Source organism: Pseudomonas sp. ACN5, from assembly GCF_002303975.1.
GTDB classification, from domain to species: domain Bacteria; phylum Pseudomonadota; class Gammaproteobacteria; order Pseudomonadales; family Pseudomonadaceae; genus Aquipseudomonas; species Aquipseudomonas laurylsulfatiphila.
The window spans coordinates 226356-245413 of record NZ_MRCP01000003.1 but is presented as its reverse complement, the minus strand read 5'-3'; the positions used below and the strand labels follow the sequence as shown (position 1 = coordinate 245413).

Sequence of the window (19058 nt, the reverse complement as noted above, 5' to 3'; positions counted from 1 at the left end):
ATAAGCTTCAAGCTTCAAGCGATGTTCGTAGCAATCATGTTTAATTCACGCCTGTAGATATGCGTTGCACAATACGAAGGATCGAAGCGCACTGGCTTTTACTTGCGGCTTGAAGCTTAAGGCTTGGGGCTGCTTCAGGAACTGAAGATGAAAAACTGGCTGGACGAGATCAAGTGGGACGCCGATGGCCTCGTGCCGGCAATTGCCCAGGATCACAAGACCGGGCGCGTCCTGATGATGGCCTGGATGAACCGCGAAGCACTGGAGCTGACCGCTGCCGAGAACCGCGCCATTTACTGGTCGCGCTCCCGTGGCAAGCTGTGGCGCAAGGGCGAAGAGTCCGGCCACGTGCAGACCCTGCACGAGATGCGCCTGGACTGCGACGCCGACGTCATCATCCTGATGGTCGAGCAGATCGGCGACATCGCCTGTCATACCGGCCGCCAGAGCTGCTTCTACCGCGTCTACGAGAACGGCGACTGGACAACGGTCGACCCGGTCCTTAAAGATCCGCATGCCATCTATTGCGCAGGGCACAAACATGAGTGACACACTGACCCGCCTGGCCGAGGTGCTGGAAGAGCGCAAAGGCGCCGCCGCCGACAGCTCGTATGTCGCCAGCCTGTATCACAAGGGCTTGAACAAGATTCTGGAAAAAGTCGGCGAAGAGTCGGTCGAGACCATCATTGCCGCCAAGGACGCCGCCGTCAGCGGCGACTGCAGCGATGTGATCTACGAAACCGCCGATTTGTGGTTCCACAGCATGGTCATGCTCGCCCAATTGGGGCAGCATCCACAGGCTGTACTCGATGAACTGGACCGTCGTTTCGGTCTCTCCGGACACGCCGAGAAAGCCTCGCGCCCGTCCGCCTGAATAACTATTAGAGAGGAGCAGCAGCATGGGCATTTTTGACTGGAAACACTGGGTCGTCATCCTGGTTGTCGTGGTACTGGTATTCGGCACCAAGAAATTGAAAAACCTCGGCACCGACGTCGGCGAATCGATCAAGGGCTTCAAGAAAGCCATGAACGACGACGAAAAACCGGCCGACCCGAATGCGACCCCGGCCCAACCGGTTCCACCGGTCCAGCCACAGACCACCGTGAACCAGCCGCACACCATCGACGTGCAGGCACAGAAAGTCGAAGAGCCGATCCGCAAAGACGTGTGAGCACTGACTAATGTTTGGTATCAGCTTCTCTGAACTGCTGCTCGTCGGCCTCGTCGCCCTGCTGGTGCTGGGTCCCGAGCGCTTGCCGGGCGCTGCGCGCACCGCCGGCCTGTGGGTCGGACGCCTGAAGCGCAGCTTCAACGCAATCAAACAGGAAGTTGAACGTGAAATCGGTGCCGACGAGATTCGTCGGCAACTGCACAACGAACACATCCTGTCGCTTGAGCAGGAGGCGCGGAAAATCTTCACGCCGACCCAGCAGGAGCCGACGCCGGTCGAGCATGTGGGTGCGCAGACGATTCAAGCAACTGCCCCCGCTGCCGCGACAACGCCTGCTGTTGCGGCTGTCGAGCCTGCGCCGATTGTTGCTGCAACCACTCCGGTTGAACCCGTTACACCTGCGGCTGCGCCCGTTGCGCCAGCCCCTCATGACCCAACACTGCCGCCGCGAGCCCCATGAGCGATCTCCCAGAAAACGACCAGCACATGCCGCTGGTTTCGCACCTCACCGAGTTGCGTACCCGACTGCTGCGCTGCGTAGCGGCGATTTTCATCATCTTCGCCGGCCTGTTTGCCTTTACCCAGCAGATCTACACCTTCGTCTCGACGCCGCTGCGTGCGTACCTGCCCGCCGGCGCGACGATGATTGCCACCGACGTGTCGTCGCCGTTCCTGACGCCGCTGAAGCTGACGATGATGGTCTCGCTGTTCCTGGCGATCCCGGTGATCCTGCACCAGATCTGGGGCTTCATCGCCCCGGGCCTGTACAAGCATGAAAAGCGCATTGCCGTGCCCTTGCTGGTCTCCAGCATCTTTCTGTTCTACGCCGGCATGGCCTTCGCCTACTTCCTGGTTTTCCCGCTGATCTTCAAGTTCTTCGCCGCCGCCACCCCGGCCGGCGTGGAAATGATGACCGACATCACCAGCTACCTCGATTTCGTCATGACGTTGTTCTTCGCCTTTGGCGTGGCGTTCGAGATCCCGGTGGCCGTGGTGCTGCTGGTGTGGATCGGCGTGGTCGACGTCAAATACCTGAAGAAAATCCGCCCGTATGTGATCATCGGCTGCTTCGTGGTCGGCATGATCCTCACACCGCCGGACATCTTCTCGCAGACCCTGCTGGCCGTGCCGATGTGGCTGTTGTTTGAAATCGGCATTCTGTTCAGCAGCCTGATCAGCAAACGTGGCGAGCATCCGGACGACCAACCGGCTGACGATCACAACGACCAGCCGCCAGCGACCCAAGCGTGAACCTGCTGCTCCTTGAAGAGGCCGACTTCATTGCGGCCGACCGGGCGATCCTGCGTGATCGCCGGCTGACCCACATGCAGGAAGTCCACCGCTGCGAAGTGGGCGACAGCATGCGCGTAGGGCGGATCGGCGGACTGATGGGCTCGGCCGAAGTGCTGCGCCTGGACGCCGACGAAGCGGAATTGCGCGTCACCCTCGACCAGCCACCACCGGCCAAGCTGCCGCTGACCCTGATATTGGCCCTGCCACGCCCCAAGATGCTGCGCAGGGTGTTCCAGACGGTGGCGGCCATGGGTGTGCCGCGTATCGTGCTGGTCAACAGCTATCGCGTCGAGAAGAGCTTCTGGCAGACCCCCTTCCTGGAGCCTGAGGCCATTCGCGAGCAATTGATCCTCGGCCTCGAACAGGCCCGGGACAGCGTGCTGCCGGAAGTTGTCATCGAGAAGCGCTTCAAGCCATTCGTCGAGGACCGTTTGCCGGCGATCACCGACGGCACCCTTGGCCTGGTAGGGCATCCCGGCAATTACCCGCCCTGCCCTCGCGCACTCAGCGAACCGGTGACCCTGGCCATCGGCCCCGAGGGCGGCTGGATTCCCTACGAGATCGACCTGCTGGGCAAATCCGGCCTGCAACCGGTACAACTGGGCGAGCGCATCCTGCGCGTCGAAACCGCCGTGACCGCGCTGCTGGCCCGACTTTTCTAATCCCGGACATATTCCCCTGTGGGAGCGGGCTTGCTCGCGAAAGCGGTGTGTCAGTGCCTTCAATGCCGACTGACACTCCGCTTTCGCGAGCAAGCCCGCTCCCACAAGTCATCATCCGTCCGTACATCGGGCAGCGCCTACAGATTCAGGTTCCCCTGCCGATACATCCCCCATAAAACCAAATTGTGGTCCGGGGAGATTCAGCATGTACCAATGGCTAGCCGAGAATCTGGGAAACGTCAGCGTCAAACGCAAGCTGGGGATCGGCTTCGGCCTGGTGCTGTTACTGACCCTGCTGATCACCTTCACCGGCTGGAGCGGCCTGAGCGGCGTCACCAGCCGTGGCGATAAACTGGGATTCATCGCCAGCCTCAACGACCTGACCAAGGACCTGCGCATTGCACGCCTGGATTACGAGATGCGTCGCGGGGAACAAGGCCCCGGCGCCGTCAACGATCTGCTGGGCAAACTCGAAAGCGGCCTGCAGACCGCCCGCGGCCTGATCGAACAACCGGCCGACACCGCCATGGTCGATCAACAACTGGCCGCTGTCGCCGAATACCGTCGTGCCTTCAACGACATGACCCAGGCCGGCGCCCAGCGTGAAGATGCCCGCAGCAAACTCGGCGCCACCGCCGACAACGCCGTGGCCCGTGTCGCCGAAGTGGAAAAATCCATGCTGCAAGGTGACAGCGTCGCAGCATTCAATAGCGTGATCGACCTGAGCAAACTGATCCAGCAGGCGCGCTTCCAGGTTCGCGGCTACACCTACAGCGGCAAGAGCGAAGCCGAACAGCCAGCCCTCGACGCGATCGACAACGCCCTGAAGAACCTCGAGAGCCTGCCGGCCAAACTGCCCGAAGAACACATCGCCATCCTGCAACAGGCGACTGATTCACTGAAGGCCTACCGCGCCGCCGTCAGCCAGTTCCGCGACTCCCAGGTGGCCAGCGCCAAGGCCTTGGTACGCATGTCCGCCCAAGGCGAGATCCTGTTGGACATGAGCCAGAAACTCACCGTCTCGCAAACCGTCGTGCGTGACAGCGACGCCGCCCACGCCAAGAACATGCTGGCCCTCGCCACCGTTCTGGCCATCGCCTTCGGCCTGCTGGCCGCCTGGGCGATCACCCGGCAGATCATCATTCCGTTGAACCAGACCCTGGCCGTCGCTGAGCGCGTTGCCAGCGGCGACCTGACCCTCAACCTGACGTCGCAGCGTCGCGACGAACTCGGCCAGTTGCAGCGCGCCATGCAGAGCATGACCCAGGGCTTGCGCGAACTGATCGGCGGCATCAGCGATGGCGTCACGCAGATTGCCAGCGCCGCTGAAGAGCTGTCCGCAGTCACCGAGCAGACCAGCGCCGGGGTCAACAGCCAAAAAGTCGAGACCGATCAGGTCGCCACCGCCATGAATGAAATGGCCGCCACCGTGCAGGAAGTGGCACGCAACGCCGAAGAGGCCTCCGAAGCCGCCGTCGCCGCCGACCAGCAGGCCCGCGAGGGTGACAAAGTGGTGGGCGAAGCCATCGCCCAGATCGAGCGCCTGGCCGCGGAAGTCGGCCACTCCACCGAGGCCATGGGCGAACTCAAGCGCGAAAGCGACAAGATCGGCAGCGTGCTCGACGTGATCAAGTCCGTGGCCCAGCAAACCAACCTGCTGGCGCTCAACGCCGCGATTGAAGCAGCCCGTGCTGGTGAAGCCGGACGTGGGTTTGCCGTGGTCGCCGACGAAGTCCGCAGCCTGGCCCAGCGCACCCAGAAATCCACCGAAGAGATCGAAGAGCTGATCGTCGGCCTGCAAAACGGCACACAGCAAGTGGCGACCATCATGGACAACAGCCGCACCCTGACCGACAGCAGTGTCGAACTGACCCGCCGCGCCGGTGGCTCACTGGAAAGCATCACCCGCACCGTCTCGGCGATTCAGGCGATGAACCAGCAGATCGCCGCTGCCGCCGAACAGCAAAGCGCCGTGGCCGAAGAGATCAACCGCAGCGTGCTGAACGTGCGGGATGTGTCGGATCAGACCTCGGCAGCCAGTGAAGAGACGGCAGCGTCCAGCGTTGAGCTGGCACGACTGGGGACGCATTTGCAGATGCTGGTGGGCAAGTTCAGGGTTTGAGGTGATCTGCAGACCTCGGCTCACTCAGGACCGAGGTGATGCCTTCGCGAGCAAGCCCGCTCCCACACTGAAATGCGGTCCCCTGTGGGAGCGGGCTTGCCCGCGAAAGCGATCGACCAGACACCGCTGTTACAGAATCTGGCGCAAGTTCAAGAACAAACTTCAAGCCATAAAAAAACCCGCTTTCGCGGGTTTTTTTATCATGCCAACTGAGGCTGTTCGCTCATCGGCTTGAGCGGCAGCAACGGTGCATGGGGATCGGCCTTCACCGACTTGCGCCAGGCACCCAGCCACTCTGGGTGACCTTCGTTCCAGACCTGCTCGTGCAAGCGAGCCAAGGCCACCGGGTCGCTCAACAGTTGCACACGCTCGTTGTTGGTCAGGCCTTCAGGTCCAACCTTCATCGCGTGCCGCACCCGCTCGATGCGCAACCACTCAATCGGCTCAGCCTGATTGTGCCGCGAGGTCGCCAGCGAGCAAGCCAGGGCGTTCTGCTGCGGATCGACCACCGAACGGACGAAGCCGTCGTTCAGCGCGTGCCAGCGGTTTTCGTGGGTGTACTGGTCGGTGGCCAGCAAGGCCTGCGGCGGATTGTATTCCTCAGGGATCAGGAACAGGCTCTCGTCACGGGACTTCAGGCCCAGGCCGACACGGCTGGAGATCACCGACACCGGGATCGACAGCATCAACGAACCGACGATCGGCACCAGCCACCACAGGAAGCTCGGGTTCAGCCAGATCACCAGCAGGGCCCAGAAGAAGCCCAGCAGGGTTTGCGGACCATGGCGCTTGATTGCTTCGCTCCACGGCGTGGAGTCGTCGTCACGCTGCGGCGAGTTCCAGGTCGCGGCCCAGCCGAGGAACGCGGCGAGGACGAAACGGGTGTGGAAAATCATCCGCACCGGCGCCAGCAGCATGGAGAACAGCATCTCCAGCAGCATCGACAGGGTCACCTTGAACTTGCCGCCGAACTCTTTTGCGCCCTTGGCCCAGATCAGGATGATGCTCAGCAGCTTCGGCAGGAACAGCAGCACGATAGTGGTCGAGAACAGCGCAATCGCCTTGTCCGGGTGCCATTGTGGCCACAGCGGATAGAGCTGGCGCGGTTCGAGGAAGTACTGCGGCTCCATCAGCGTGTTGACCGCCAGCAGCGCGGTCGACAGCACCAGGAAGAAGAACCACAGCGGCGCCGACAGGTAGGACATCACGCCGGTCAGGAACACCGCACGGTGTACCGGGTGCATGCCTTTTACCAGGAACAGGCGGAAGTTCATCAGGTTGCCGTGGCACCAGCGACGGTCACGCTTGAGTTCGTCCAGCAGGTTCGGCGGCAGTTCTTCATAGCTGCCCGGCAAATCGTAGGCAATCCACACGCCCCAACCGGCACGACGCATCAGCGCGGCTTCCACGAAGTCGTGGGACAGGATCGAACCGGAGAACGCGCCTTTACCGGGCAACGGCGCCAGGGCGCAGTGATCGATAAACGGCTTCATGCGGATGATCGCGTTGTGGCCCCAGTAGTGCGACTCGCCCAGTTGCCAGAAGTGCAGGCCGGCGGTGAACAGCGGGCCATACACGCGAGTGGCGAACTGCTGCATGCGCGCATACAGGGTGTCCATGCCCGACGCCCGTGGCGCGGTCTGGATGATCCCGGCGTCCGGCGTCGCTTCCATCAGGCGCACCAGACTGGTCAGGCACTCGCCGCTCATCACGGAGTCGGCGTCGAGTACGACCATGTACTTGTAGTCACCGCCCCAACGACGGCAGAAGTCGTCGAGGTTGCCGCTCTTGCGTTTTACGCGACGACGACGGCGGCGATAGAAGATCTTGCCGAAGCCACCGGCTTCGCGGCAGACGTCCAGCCAGGCCTGTTGCTCGGCAACACAGATATCGGCGTCGTTACTGTCGCTGAGGACGAAGAAATCGAAGCGGTCCAGGTCACCCGTGGCCGCAACCGACTCGAAGGTCGCCCGCAGGCCGGCGAACACCCGAGGCACGTCCTCGTTGCAGATCGGCATCACCAGTGCGGTGCGCGCATCCTTTGGAATCGGCTCGTTACCGGCACTTTTACCGGAAATACGGTATTTATCGTGACCAGTCAGCAATTCGAGGAAGCCCATCAGCGCGGTCCAGAAACCGGCCGATACCCAGCAGAACAGAATACCGAACAGGATCAGGATGCTGGTCTGCAAAGCGTAAGGCAGCACTTGCGTGGCGGTTTGCAGCAGCGGTTGGTGCAGCACTTCGTTGAGGTCGACGAACGACCAGCCCTGGTACGGCATGATGCCTTTCATGTACCAGCCGGCGACGATGGTCTGGCCGAGCATCAGCAACAACAGAATGTAGCGACGGATCGAACCGACGGTACGCCAGCGCGCGGCCGGCAGCACACGTTCGTCCTTCGGCGGCTTCGGCGGGTTGGTACGACCGGTCATCCGCCGCCAGCCGCGCACCAGAATGTTGGTGCGCCACGGCTCCGGCACGACCTTGGTCCGCCGGATCGGCGGGGTCGCCTTGAGGCAGACCCGGCCGTTGGCGTCGAGCACCAGCATTTCCGCGTCCTGCAGCTCTTCGGCGGTGCTCAGGGTCAGGCGTTTGCCGACCGAAGCCTGGGCGGCTTCGGTCGGGGCGTCGAACGTCGAAGACGACAGGCGTTCATGCAATTCGCTGAAAGACTGGCAGCCCGCGAGTTCCGCGCGCTGCTCGTCGGTCATCGGCAGATGCGCCAGATACTCGGAAAGAGTTTCTGGCCGTACTTGAGAGTTACTCATCGGCAGGCAACTGATAGCTCCAGGTCTCGGTCAGGACTTCTTCAGTCGGCGCCGATTCCGGTGTGGCTGGGGCCGCGTCGGCAGCGACAGGCTGCTTGGCGTCTGTATTGGCCTTGTCCTTGGCATCTGCAACAGGCTTGGCTTCAGCCTGCTTGGCCTCTGCTTGCCTGGCTTCCTTGTCCGCTTTCTCTTGTTGCTTGGCGGCAACCTTGTCGGCCTTGGCAACCGACGAGTTGGACGACGGAATCGAGGTCTTGGCCAGGTCCGCCGGCACGATGTTCTGCACCAGCGCGGCACGCATCTCGGTGGACTTGCCCGGGTCCTTGATCTTCATCCGCAGGGTCAGGCGCCAGCCCTTGGTTTCAGGGTTGTAGCGCACGCTGTTTTCCACCAGCTCGGCGTTGTCGCCGACACTGACCTGGCTGCGAACCTCGGCATCGGCCGGCAATGCCGCCAGGGACGGGCCTTCGAAGTCCACCAGGTAGGCAACGCTGCCATCGGGCTGACGAATCAGGTTGGACTGCTTGACGTCACCGGTCGAACGCAGGGTCTGCTTGACCCAGGCACTGTCCGGCGCGTGAATCGCCGCCTCGTCCATGGTCCAGTGCATACGATAAGCGACATCGAGCGGCTGGCCAGGTTCCGGCAATTTTTCCGGGTTCCAGAAGGCCACGATGTTGTCGTTGGTTTCGTCGGCGGTCGGAATCTCGACCAGGTCGACGGTGCCCTTGCCCCAGTCACCCTTCGGCTCGATCCAGGCGCTTGGGCGCTTGTCGTAGCGGTCGTCGAGGTCTTCGTAGTGGCTGAAGTCGCGGCCACGTTGCAGCAGGCCGAAACCGCGCGGGTTTTCCACGCTGAAGTTGCTCACCGCCAGGTGTTTCGGATTGTTCAGCGGACGCCAGATCCACTCGCCGTTGCCGGCATGGATCGCCAGGCCGCTGGAGTCGTGCAGTTCGCGGCGGTAGTTCAGTACTTTCGATGGCTGGTTGGCGCCGAACAGGAACATGCTGGTCAACGGGGCGATGCCCAGCTTGCCGACCTTGTCACGCAGGAACATCTGCGCCTTGACGTCGACGATGGTGTCGCTGCCCGGACGCAGGGTCAGGCGATAGGCACCGGTGGCACGCGGAGAGTCCAGCAGGGCGAAGATCACCAGGTGCTTGTCGCCCGGCTTGGGCTGTTGAATCCAGAATTCGCGAAAACGCGGGAATTCTTCGCCGGACGGCAAGGCGGTATCGATGGCCATGCCGCGAGCGGACAAACCATAGACGTGACCCTTGCCGACGACGCGGAAGTAGCTCGCGCCGAGCATGGTCATGATTTCGTCTTGCTTGTCGGCCTTGTTGACCGGGTACAGCACACGGAAACCGGCGTAGCCCAGTTGCTCGGTGGCCTTCGGGTCGAATTTCACATCGCCGAAGTCGAAACGACTTGGATCGTATTTGATCTCTTCGACGGTGTTCGCCGTGATTTCGTTGATTTTCACCGGCGTATCGAAGTGCATGCCCTGGTGATAGAAGGACAGCTTGAACGGCGTCTTCTGATCAGCCCATTCGGCTTTTTCCGTCAGAAAACGAATTTTCTGGTAGTCCGCGAACTTCATTTCGCGGAACTCGTTCGGCAGGTTACTGCGCGGCGCTTCGTATTTCTGCGCGGCCAGCTCTTTTGCCTTGGCCGATACATCATCCAGACTGAATGCCCAAAGCTGGCCGGCGCTGAGCAGGCAGAGCAGTGCAGAGCCCGCTACCAGGGCGCTGCGTAACCGTTTGGCAGACAATTTTGGTGCGTTACAGGGACTAACAATCACGAGCAACCCTCGCCGAAAACAGATCAAAAAACCAACGGCCAGTTAAAGGGTCTGCACGGTGCACGGTCTGAAAAAACCGCCCTTGCAAACCACTCTTGCCAAGTTGGCGAGCATTGTTCCGACTCCGCTGGGGCGAAATGATTCCCCAATCGGATCCAGACAAGTCTCTACCTAAGTCAAAATGGACCAACGAACGCTGATCCCCGTAGCGCGCGATTATCTAGTAGGCCGCGTTACAACGCATCAGGGGTAACAAAGTATTTATCGCGATAAAGCCCTGTTTTCAGTCGAAATGAGCTTAAAAACTTGTTTCAAGCGCTTTCAGGTCTGTAACAGGAAGGTGACCGGCCCATCATTGACCAGGTGCACCTGCATATCCGCGCCGAATCTACCTGATGCCACAGTGCCATGCACCTGTTTCGCTTTGCTTAATAGATAGTCGAACAATTCCTCACCCAAGGCCGGAGGGGCCGCAGTCGAGAAACCCGGACGCAGCCCGCTTCGGGTATCGGCAGCCAGGGTGAACTGAGAGACCAACAGCAGCCCGCCGCCCACATCCGCCAGGGACAGATTCATCTTGCCCTCAGCGTCACTGAACACCCGATAGTTAAGCAGTTTATTAAGAAGTTTGTCGGCGCTGGCCCGCGTATCGTCTGGCTCAACGGCCACCAGGACCAGCAATCCCTGATCAACGGCACCCACGACTTCGCCGGCAACCTCGACTCGTGCGCCACGCACCCGTTGCAGCAGGCCCTTCATGCCTCATCAGGCGCCAGGTCGAGCAGACGCCGGGCCATCTGATCGGCGGCGCGGACCAGCGCGTCGGTGATGCCCGGTTCGGAAGCGGCATGACCGGCATCGCGGATGACCTGCAGTTCGCTGTTCGGCCAGGCTTGATGCAATTCCCAGGCGTTATCCAGCGGGCAGATCACGTCATAGCGGCCATGGATGATCACGCCGGGCAAATGGGCGATCTTGCCCATGTCGCGGATCAACTGGTTCGGTTCCAGGAAGGCGTGGTTGCTGAAGTAGTGGCATTCGATGCGGGCAATCGACAAGGCACGCTGTGGCTCGGAGAAGCGATCGACCACCAGCGGGTTCGGACGCAGGGTCGCAGTACGGCCCTCCCAGGTGGACCAGGCCTTGGCCGCGTGCATCTGGGCAATCTGGTCGTTGCCAACCAGACGCTTGTGGAACGCGGTGAGCAAATCGCCACGCTCATCCAGCGGGATCGGCGCGATGTAGTCCTGCCAGTAATCGGGGAACAGACGGCTCGCGCCAGCCTGATAGAACCATTCGATTTCCTGCGGACGGCACAGAAAAATTCCGCGCAGGATCAGACCATGTACACGCTCAGGATGGGTTTGCGCATAGGCCAGCGCCAGGGTCGAACCCCAGGAGCCGCCAAACAGCACCCATTTGTCGATGCCCAGGTGCTGGCGAATCCGCTCCAGATCGGCGACCAGATCCCAGGTGGTGTTGTTTTCCAGGCTGGCGTGGGGGGTGGAGCGACCGCAACCGCGCTGATCGAAAGTGACAATGCGATAGAGGTTGGGATCGAAGAAGCAACGACTCTGGGCATCACATCCGGCACCGGGGCCGCCGTGGATGAACACCACCGGCAAACCTTCCGGTGAACCGCTTTCGTCGACATACAGCGTGTGGGTCTCGTCGACGGCCAGATCGTGCCGGGCGTAGGGTTTGATCTGCGGGTACAAAGTCTGCATTGCGCACTCCGTATGGGGTCGAGGTCATCCCTGGGGGGACTTCTATTATTCTGCCGTCCGGCATCATAAACCCGAATTACGTCAATGAGCATGCCCGTGCGGAGTCAGATTCTTGCCGACAGGTATCCGAACAGGGCCTGGTACAGCTCATCGACCTCGGCCACCTGCCCGCGGGCCCGCAAACAGCCATGAACCAGGCCCTCGCCGACATACAGCGTGGCAGCCCCGCCCGCAGCGTTCAGGCGCTTGGCATACCGCACGCCGTCATCACGCAACGGGTCGAATTGCGCCACGGCGATCCATGCCGGTGGCAATCCCCTGAAATCCGTGGCGAGCAATGGCATGGCGTAGGCGCTCGGATGGCGAGTGCCCCGCAGGTAAAGGGCGTGATAGCAATCGACGTCACTGCTGCTGAGTAACGGCGCGTCGATGCACTCGCTGCGCGATGGCAGCCGGTGATCGCCGCCCAACCCCGGATAGATCAGAACCTGCGCGCACGGCAAAGGCTCGCCGGCATCGCGCAGTGCCAGGCACAACGCTGCTGCGAGATTGCCGCCGGCACTGTCACCGGCTACCAGCATGCGCTCCGGATCGAGTTGAAACGGCCCGGTGCGCAGCGCTCGCCAGACCTTCAGGCAATCATCGAACGCAGCGGGAAACGGATGCTCCGGTGCCCGGCGATAGTCGACGGCGATCACCAGCACACCGAGTGTCGATGCCAATTCGGCGCAGATGAAATCGTGGGAGTCCAGGTCCCCCACCACCCAGCCGCCGCCATGCAGGTAAACGATGCACGACGCTGCGCTGGCCGGTGGCTGATAGGAACGGACGGCAACGCCGGACAACACGAAGTCGACCACATACAACCCGGCGGGACGTGCCGGAGTAAACGCCCGGCACATCTCGCTGTAGGCCAGTCGCAATCCGGCGAGGCTGCTGTCGGTGCTGTTGAAACTGACGGTTTTCTCGACGAATGCCGTCATCTGCTCGGAAAGCGGGTAAGGAGCCATGAGCCGGGTGTCAGCCTTTTCAGAGGTGCACGGGAGACCAGGTTCCTGTGGGAGCGGGCTTGCTCGCGAAGAGGCCAGCACATTCAACCTCTATGTCGACTGTCAATCCGTCTTCGCGAGCAAGCCCGCTCCCACAGGTTTTGGGGTCAGTTCTTCAGGCTGGCCTGAACCGCTGCCACGCCGTCCTTGCCATCGAAACTGCTGACACCTGCCAGCCAGCGCTGCAGGTCTTCGGGATGCTCGCGCAGCCATTTTCTGGCGACATCCTGAGCCGTTTGGCGCTCCATGATCGGTACCATCAGCTGACTTTCCTGGGCAGCAGTGAACGTCAGGTTCTCCAGCAACCGATTGGCGTTCGGGCAGCGTTCGGCGTAATCCGGGGCGGTGACGGTGGATACGGTCGCCGCACCTTCGTTCGGCCCGTACACGTCTTCGCTGCCGGTCAGGTAGGCGATCTTCATGTTGATGTTCATCGGGTGCGGGGTCCAGCCGACGAATACCACGAACTCCTTGCGATTCACCGCCCGCTGCACGGCCGCCAGCATCCCGGCCTCACCGGACTCGATCAGTTTGAAGTCCTTCAGGCCGAAGTGATTGGTCTCGATCATCGTCTTGATCGTGGTGTTGGCACCGCTGCCCGGCTCGATGCCGTAGATCTTGCCGCCGAGCTGGTCTTTGAACCTGGCGATATCGGCGAAGGTTTTCAGGCCCGCAGCCGCGACGTAGTCAGGCACAGCAAGAGTCGCCTGGGCATCGGCCAGACTCGGCTTGGCCATGACCTTGACCTGATTGGCAGCCACGAAGGGTGCGATGTTCTTGTCCATCGCCGGTTTCCAGTAACCCAGGAAGATGTCGAGCCGCTTGTCGCGGATGCCGGCAAAGATGATTTGCTGCACGGCGCTGGTTTGCCTGCTTTCGTAGCCCAGACCGTTGAGCAGCACATCGGCCATGCCACTGGTGGCGATCACGTCGGTCCAGTTGACCACGCCCATGCGCACGGTCTTGCAGGAGGCGTCATCCGCAGCCATGGCGCCGGCGCTCAACAGAGCGGTGCCGCAGAAGATTGAGAAACAGCGGCTGAACAGTCTTTTCATCAGGATGATCTCGTGCGGCAGCGGATTATTGTCGGGCCGGTGTCTTTGTGCACCGTGGCCAGAACAATACGCAGCAGACGAGCGGTAAAAGCGACCTGTGGCGACCGTGTTTTGCACGGTGGCGACTAGCAGCCTGACCTGTAGGAGCGAGCTTGCTCGCGATGGTCGTGAACGGTAACGCGCCCAGTCAGACACCCCACGACATTCTCTGGTTTTTCGCGAGCAAGCTCGCTCCTACAGAGACCGCACCAAGCCTTAATGGCTGTAGTGCTTCTCGCCCCAGGCCAGCAGCCCTTGCAGCAACTCCTTGAGCACCGCCCGCGTAGGCTCCGCCAGATCGGCGCGATAACGGAATGGCTCGAACTCTTCCATGTACGTGCACTGCCCCAACTCCAGTTGCACAGCGTGGATGTTCTCGCCCGGGTTGCCGTAATGGCGGGTGATGTGGCCGCCCTTGAAGCGTCCGTTCAGCACGTGGGTGTAATTGTCGTGACGTGCGCAGATGGCTTCCAGCTGACTGGCCAACTGTGGATCGCAACTGGCGCCATTGAAGGTGCCGAGGTTGAAGTCCGGCAGCTTGCCGTCGAACAGGTGCGGGATGATCGAGCGGATCGAGTGTGCGTCGAACAGCAGCGCGTAGCCGAACTCGGCCTTCAGTCGCGCCAATTCCTGCTGCAGGGTGCTGTGGTACGGCGTCCAGATCTTTTCCAGATAGGTCGCACGCTCTACTTTCGAAGGCTCCAGCCCTTCACGGAACAACGGCACGCCGTCGAACAGCGTGGCCGGATACAGGCCGGTGGTCGCGCCCACGTACAGCGGCTTGTCGTCGGACGGACGGTTCAGGTCTATGACGAACCGCGAGTATTCGGCTGCCAGGGTACTGGCGCCCAATTCATCGGCGAAGTCATACAACTGCGGAATGTGCCAGTCGGTGTCCGGCAGGCTTTTCGCCTGGGGGATCAGCCCGGCCTCAACTGCCGGGGTCAGGCGCACACCGGCGTGGGGCATGCTGATCAGCAGCGGTACGCGGCCTTGTTTGAAGTTAAGTACCTTATCCACAACGGCTCTCCTACAGAGTTGTTTCGACGCCGTGGCGCACGACGCGTTTTTCCAGGTCGCCGCCCAGCCAGTACGACAGGTCGGCCGGGCGATCGATTTGCCAGGCGACGAAATCCGCGACCTTGCCGGCTTCCAGCGAGCCGTGGGTATCGGCCATGCCCAGCGCGGTAGCGGCGTGAATCGTGGCACCCGCCAAGGCTTCTTCCGGGGTCATGCGGAAGCAGGTGCAGGCCATGTTCAGCATCAGGCGCAACGACAGTCCCGGTGAGGTGCCCGGGTTGAGGTCGCTGGCGATGGCGATTTTCACGCCGTGCTTGCGCAGGGCATCCATCGGCGGCAATTGGGTTTCGCGCAGGAAGTAAAAGGCCCCGGGCAACAACACCGCGACGGTACCGGACTCGGCCATGGCGATGGCGTCGTCTTCGGTCATGAACTCCAGGTGATCGGCAGACAACGCGTGGTAACGCGCCGCCAGGCTCGAGCCGTGCAGCGAGGACAATTGCTCGGCGTGCAGCTTCACCGGCAAGCCCAGTTCCCGGGCGGTGATGAATACGCGCTCGACCTGCGCCGGCGAGAACGCCAGGTATTCACAGAATGCATCCACCGCGTCTACCAGCCCTTCGGCCGCCAGGGCCGGCAGCATGTCAGCGCAGATGTGATCGATGTAGTCGTCGGCGCGATCGGTGTATTCCGGCGGCAAGGCGTGAGCGGCCAGACAGGTGCTGCGCACGCTGACGGGCAGTTCGGCACCGAGGCGACGGGCCACGCGCAGCATCTTGCGCTCGTTGGCCAGGTCCAGGCCGTAGCCGGACTTGATTTCGATGCTGGTGACGCCATCGCGCATCAGGCTTTTCAGGCGCTTGGCGGCACTGGCGAACAGTTCGTCTTCACTGGCCGCGCGGGTGGCGCGCACGGTGCTGGCGATGCCACCACCGCTGGCGGCGATTTCCGCGTAGCTGACGCCTTGCAGGCGCTTCTCGAATTCACCGCTGCGGTTACCGCCAAACACCGTGTGGGTGTGGCAGTCGATCAGTCCCGGGGTGACCCAGGCGCCTTCAAGATCGTTGACGGTCGGGTAATCCCCCGCCGGCAGTTCAGCGCGCGGGCCGATCCACTCAATGAGCGCGCCTGACGTCACGATGGCCGCATCCTCGATGATCGAGTAGACGCCTTGCGCCATGGTTGCGACGTGACAGTGTTGCCAGAGCGTTTTCATCCTTGGCCTCCGTTAGGTTATCGATGAGAAAAAGTCGGGTCCGGTGTCACCAGGGCCGCCTGGCCTGCCGCCGGTTTCACCCAGGTCAGGTAAGCCAGCACCAGCAGCACGATCCACACCACGCCGACTATCAGGGCCGCCTGGGTGTCCGGGAAGTAGCCCAACACGCCGAAGACGAACAGCATGAAGGCAATCGCCGCTATCGGTGCATAGGGCCAGAACGGTACCGGGAATTTCAATTGTGCGACTTGCTCGGCGCTCATGGAACGACGCATGGCCACCTGGGTAAACAGAATCATCAGCCAGACCCAAACCGTGGCAAAGGTCGCGATGGAGGCGATCAGCAGAAACACGTTTTCCGGGATCAGGTAGTTCAGCAACACGCCGAGCAACAGCGCGGCGCTCATCACCACAACGGTCATCCATGGCACGCCGTTGCGCGACAGCCGTGCGAAGCCCTTGGGTGCGTGGCCCTGCTGAGCCAGGCCGTACATCATGCGGCCAGCACCGAAGATGTCACTGTTGATGGCCGAGATCGCCGCCGAGATCACCACGATATTGAGGATGGTCGCCGCCGAGCTGATGCCCAGATTGTCGAAAATCTGCACGAACGGACTGCCCTGGCTGCCGATCTGCTGCCATGGAAAGATCGACATCAGCACCAGCATCGTCAGGACGTAGAACAACAGGATGCGCAACGGCACGGCATTGATCGCCCGGGGCAGCACATGCTGCGGGTCTTTGGCTTCACCGGCGGTCACACCGATGATTTCAATCCCGCCGAACGCGAACATCACCACCGCGAACGAAGCGATCAAACCAGTCACGCCATTGGGCATGAAGCCGCCATGGCTCCAGAGATTGCTGATGTCGGTCGCCTGGGCGCCGGGCGCCGTGCTGATGCCAAACAACATGATGCCGAAGCCACCCAGGATCATCGCGACAATGGCCGCGACCTTGAGCAGCGACAGCCAGAACTCCATTTCACCGAAGACCTTGACGTTGCACAGGTTCAGGCCGCCTACCACCGAGACGATGCCCAGCACCCAGATCCAGCGGGAAACCTCCGGGAACCAGAAGCCCATGTAGATACCGAATGCAGTGACGTCGGCCATGCCGACGATGACCATTTCGAATGCATAGGTCCAACCGAGGATGAAGCCCGCCATCGGCCCCAGGTAGGTGCTGGCGTACTGGCCGAAAGAGCCGGCCACCGGGTTGTGCACCGCCATCTCACCGAGGGCGCGCATGACCATGAACACCGCTGCGCCACCAATCAGGTACGCGAGCAGCACCGCAGGCCCGGCCATTTGAATGGCCGAAGCAGAACCGTAAAACAGCCCGGTGCCGATTGCCGACCCCAGCGCCATGAAGCGAATATGTCGGGCAGAGAGCCCGCGTTTCAAACCTTTTGCTGGCTGTTGCATTGCTCGTCCTTAATTATTGTTATTCGACGCTAAATCGAATCGCTGGCAAGCCAGCTCCTACAGGTTCAACGCGATCCATGTGGGAGCGGGCTTGCTCGCGAAGGGGCCATCACAGGCTAGGCAGCAACTTCGTCGAAACCAGCTCGTTCAGGCAACGCGAAGCCAACAGCTCGGTCGCGGCATTGATGTCCGGCGCAAAGAAGCGGTCCTTCTCATAGAACGGCACTTCGTTGCGCAGGATGGCGCGGGCCTTTTCCAGCTTTGGCGAAGTCTTCAGACCATTGCGCAGGTCCAGGCCCTGGACTGCCGCGAGCCATTCCACCGCGAGAATGCCACGGGTGTTTTCAGCCATTTCCCACAGACGCTTGCCAGCCGCCGGCGCCATGGACACGTGGTCTTCCTGGTTGGCCGAGGTCGGCAGACTGTCAACCGAGTGCGGATGGGACAGCGCCTTGTTTTCGCTGGCCAGTGCCGCGGCGGTCACCTGGGCGATCATGAAGCCGGAGTTCACGCCGCCGTTGGCCACCAGGAACGGCGGCAGCTGCGACATGTGCTTATCCATCATCAGCGAGATGCGGCGTTCGCTCAGGGAGCCGATTTCGGCGATGGCCAGGGCCATGTTGTCGGCAGCCATGGCCACCGGCTCGGCGTGGAAGTTGCCGCCGGAAATCACGTCACCTTCCGCGGCGAACACCAGCGGGTTGTCGGATACGGCGTTGGCTTCGATCGCCAGCACTTCGGCGGCCTGACGGAACTGGGTCAGGCAGGCGCCCATGACTTGCGGCTGGCAACGCAGGGAGTACGGGTCCTGGACCTTCTCGCAGTTCTCGTGGGAATCGGAGACTTCGCTGCGCTCGCCCAGCAGATCGCGATAAGCGGCGGCCGCGTCGATCTGGCCTTTTTGGCCACGGGCCGCGTGGATGCGGGCGTCGAACGGCGAGCGCGAGCCCAGTACCGCTTCCACGGTCAGGCCGCCCAGTGCCAGGGCACCGGCGAACAGGTCTTCACCTTCGAACAGGCCGCGCAGGGCAAACGCGGTGGACACCTGGGTGCCGTTGAGCAGCGCCAGGCCTTCTTTCGCAGCCAGGGTCAACGGCGTCAGGCCGGCGACTTTCAGCGCTTCGGTGGCTTCCATCCACTCGCCCTTGTAGCGCGCCTTGCCTTCGCCCAGCAGCACCAGCGACATGTGGGCCAGAGGCGCGAGGTCACCGGAAGCACCGACCGAACCTTTCAGTGGAATGTGCGGGTACACCTCGGCGTTGATCAGGGCGATCAGCGCGTCGATCACCACGCGGCGGATGCCGGAGAAACCACGGCTCAGGCTGTTGACCTTGAGCACCATGATCAGACGCACCAGCTCGTCGCTGATCGGCTGGCCGACACCGGCGGCGTGGGACAGCACCAGCGAGCGCTGCAGGTTTTCCAGGTCTTCGCTGGCGATGCGGGTCGAGGCCAGCAGGCCGAAGCCGGTGTTGATGCCGTAGGCGGTGCGGTTCTCGGCGAGGATCTGCTCCACGCAGGCCACGCTGGCTTCGATCTGGGCTGCAGCGCTGTGATCGAGGGTGATTTTGACCGGTTGCTGATAGACATCACGCAGTTGGGCAAGGCTCAGTTGGCCGGGAATCAAATTAAGCGCAGTCATGTTCATTCTCCTTTTGAGAGTTTGTTGTTAACTACCAGACGCTCCGGAAATATCCG

17 protein-coding genes and 1 pseudogene are annotated in these 19058 nt (G+C 61.8%); 8 read left to right on the top strand and 10 right to left on the bottom strand.

The genetic code is table 11. The annotated features are described in order from the left end of the window. Window positions 1-147 precede the first annotated feature (147 nt). The 8 genes and pseudogenes from hisI to BSF40_RS33450 all read left to right on the top strand — a co-directional run bounded on the left by hisI (window position 148) and on the right by BSF40_RS33450 (window position 5249). Window positions 148-549 carry a phosphoribosyl-AMP cyclohydrolase gene (gene hisI, locus BSF40_RS07245; protein WP_007975565.1) on the top strand — a complete coding sequence of 134 codons (402 nt, stop codon included), beginning with the start codon at window positions 148-150 and terminating at the stop codon, window positions 547-549. Further along, complete coding sequence (locus BSF40_RS07240; protein WP_007975564.1) at window positions 542-874, top strand: phosphoribosyl-ATP diphosphatase; 333 nt, start codon at window positions 542-544, stop codon at window positions 872-874. The genes hisI and BSF40_RS07240 overlap by 8 nt, the downstream gene beginning before the upstream one ends. 25 nt (window positions 875-899) lie before the next feature. Next, complete coding sequence (locus BSF40_RS07235) at window positions 900-1172, top strand: twin-arginine translocase TatA/TatE family subunit (protein WP_015093120.1); 273 nt, start codon at window positions 900-902, stop codon at window positions 1170-1172. Between the two features lie 10 nt (window positions 1173-1182). Further along, complete coding sequence (gene tatB, locus BSF40_RS07230) at window positions 1183-1632, top strand: Sec-independent protein translocase protein TatB (RefSeq protein ID WP_095964598.1); 450 nt, start codon at window positions 1183-1185, stop codon at window positions 1630-1632. Continuing rightward, window positions 1629-2423 (top strand): twin-arginine translocase subunit TatC, encoded by a 795-nt coding sequence (gene tatC / locus BSF40_RS07225; RefSeq protein WP_015093118.1) that lies wholly within the window; start codon window positions 1629-1631, stop codon window positions 2421-2423. Before tatB ends, tatC begins: the two co-directional genes overlap by 4 nt. Beyond that, window positions 2420-3127: a 16S rRNA (uracil(1498)-N(3))-methyltransferase gene (locus BSF40_RS07220; protein ID WP_095964597.1), complete on the top strand. Its 708-nt coding sequence runs from the start codon at window positions 2420-2422 to the stop codon at window positions 3125-3127. The genes tatC and BSF40_RS07220 overlap by 4 nt, the downstream gene beginning before the upstream one ends. A 205-nt stretch (window positions 3128-3332) precedes the next feature. After that, window positions 3333-4394 (top strand): annotated as a pseudogene (locus tag BSF40_RS33455) (methyl-accepting chemotaxis protein); the annotation flags it as partial. Continuing rightward, window positions 4377-5249, top strand: a complete 873-nt coding sequence (locus BSF40_RS33450) for a methyl-accepting chemotaxis protein (protein ID WP_371918066.1) — start codon at window positions 4377-4379, stop codon at window positions 5247-5249. The pseudogene BSF40_RS33455 and the gene BSF40_RS33450, both read left to right, overlap by 18 nt. Before the next feature lie 200 nt (window positions 5250-5449). Here the strand turns inward: BSF40_RS33450 and mdoH are convergent, their stop codons facing one another. The 10 genes from mdoH to hutH form a co-directional block, all read right to left on the bottom strand. Further along, window positions 5450-8020: a glucans biosynthesis glucosyltransferase MdoH gene (gene mdoH / locus BSF40_RS07210; RefSeq protein WP_095964595.1), complete on the bottom strand. Its 2571-nt coding sequence runs from the start codon at window positions 8018-8020 to the stop codon at window positions 5450-5452. Then, window positions 8013-9827, bottom strand: a complete 1815-nt coding sequence (locus BSF40_RS07205) for a glucan biosynthesis protein G (protein ID WP_095964594.1) — start codon at window positions 9825-9827, stop codon at window positions 8013-8015. The genes mdoH and BSF40_RS07205 overlap by 8 nt, the downstream gene beginning before the upstream one ends. Window positions 9828-10148: 321 nt before the next feature. Further along, complete coding sequence (dtd, locus tag BSF40_RS07200) at window positions 10149-10586, bottom strand: D-aminoacyl-tRNA deacylase (RefSeq protein ID WP_015093112.1); 438 nt, start codon at window positions 10584-10586, stop codon at window positions 10149-10151. Next, complete coding sequence (pip, locus tag BSF40_RS07195) at window positions 10583-11554, bottom strand: prolyl aminopeptidase (RefSeq protein ID WP_095964593.1); 972 nt, start codon at window positions 11552-11554, stop codon at window positions 10583-10585. The genes dtd and pip overlap by 4 nt, the downstream gene beginning before the upstream one ends. Before the next feature lie 104 nt (window positions 11555-11658). Then, the gene (locus tag BSF40_RS07190) at window positions 11659-12564 is read right to left on the bottom strand and encodes an alpha/beta hydrolase (RefSeq protein ID WP_095964592.1); all 906 of its coding nucleotides are present in this window, start codon (window positions 12562-12564) and stop codon (window positions 11659-11661) included. Between the two features lie 146 nt (window positions 12565-12710). After that, window positions 12711-13658: a choline ABC transporter substrate-binding protein gene (locus BSF40_RS07185; protein ID WP_095964591.1), complete on the bottom strand. Its 948-nt coding sequence runs from the start codon at window positions 13656-13658 to the stop codon at window positions 12711-12713. A gap of 255 nt (window positions 13659-13913) precedes the next feature. After that, a complete protein-coding gene (hutG, locus tag BSF40_RS07180) occupies window positions 13914-14717 on the bottom strand; it encodes an N-formylglutamate deformylase (RefSeq protein ID WP_095964590.1) in 804 nt (267 codons plus the stop codon). Window positions 14718-14727: 10 nt separating this feature from the next. After that, window positions 14728-15933 (bottom strand): imidazolonepropionase, encoded by a 1206-nt coding sequence (hutI, locus tag BSF40_RS07175; RefSeq protein WP_095964589.1) that lies wholly within the window; start codon window positions 15931-15933, stop codon window positions 14728-14730. A 17-nt stretch (window positions 15934-15950) separates the two neighbouring features. Then, window positions 15951-17360, bottom strand: a complete 1410-nt coding sequence (locus tag BSF40_RS07170) for an amino acid permease (RefSeq protein WP_095964588.1) — start codon at window positions 17358-17360, stop codon at window positions 15951-15953. A 109-nt stretch (window positions 17361-17469) separates the two neighbouring features. Beyond that, complete coding sequence (gene hutH / locus BSF40_RS07165; protein WP_095964587.1) at window positions 17470-19002, bottom strand: histidine ammonia-lyase; 1533 nt, start codon at window positions 19000-19002, stop codon at window positions 17470-17472. Window positions 19003-19058 lie beyond the last annotated feature (56 nt).

Excerpts from the sequence above, each read along its gene's own strand:
- tatB (WP_095964598.1), top strand. The coding sequence starts at position 1,183 with ATGTTTGGTATCAGCTTCTCTGAACTGCTGCTCGTCGGCCTCGTCGCC.
- BSF40_RS07170 (WP_095964588.1), bottom strand. The coding sequence starts at position 17,360 with ATGCAACAGCCAGCAAAAGGTTTGAAACGCGGGCTCTCTGCCCGACAT.
- BSF40_RS07190 (WP_095964592.1), bottom strand. The coding sequence starts at position 12,564 with ATGGCTCCTTACCCGCTTTCCGAGCAGATGACGGCATTCGTCGAGAAA.
- BSF40_RS07235 (WP_015093120.1), top strand. The coding sequence starts at position 900 with ATGGGCATTTTTGACTGGAAACACTGGGTCGTCATCCTGGTTGTCGTG.
- mdoH (WP_095964595.1), bottom strand. The coding sequence starts at position 8,020 with ATGAGTAACTCTCAAGTACGGCCAGAAACTCTTTCCGAGTATCTGGCG.
- dtd (WP_015093112.1), bottom strand. The coding sequence starts at position 10,586 with ATGAAGGGCCTGCTGCAACGGGTGCGTGGCGCACGAGTCGAGGTTGCC.
- BSF40_RS33450 (WP_371918066.1), top strand. The coding sequence starts at position 4,377 with ATGCAGAGCATGACCCAGGGCTTGCGCGAACTGATCGGCGGCATCAGC.
- hutI (WP_095964589.1), bottom strand. The coding sequence starts at position 15,933 with ATGAAAACGCTCTGGCAACACTGTCACGTCGCAACCATGGCGCAAGGC.
- tatC (WP_015093118.1), top strand. The coding sequence starts at position 1,629 with ATGAGCGATCTCCCAGAAAACGACCAGCACATGCCGCTGGTTTCGCAC.
- BSF40_RS07185 (WP_095964591.1), bottom strand. The coding sequence starts at position 13,658 with ATGAAAAGACTGTTCAGCCGCTGTTTCTCAATCTTCTGCGGCACCGCT.
- BSF40_RS07240 (WP_007975564.1), top strand. The coding sequence starts at position 542 with ATGAGTGACACACTGACCCGCCTGGCCGAGGTGCTGGAAGAGCGCAAA.
- hisI (WP_007975565.1), top strand. The coding sequence starts at position 148 with ATGAAAAACTGGCTGGACGAGATCAAGTGGGACGCCGATGGCCTCGTG.
- pip (WP_095964593.1), bottom strand. The coding sequence starts at position 11,554 with ATGCAGACTTTGTACCCGCAGATCAAACCCTACGCCCGGCACGATCTG.
- hutH (WP_095964587.1), bottom strand. The coding sequence starts at position 19,002 with ATGACTGCGCTTAATTTGATTCCCGGCCAACTGAGCCTTGCCCAACTG.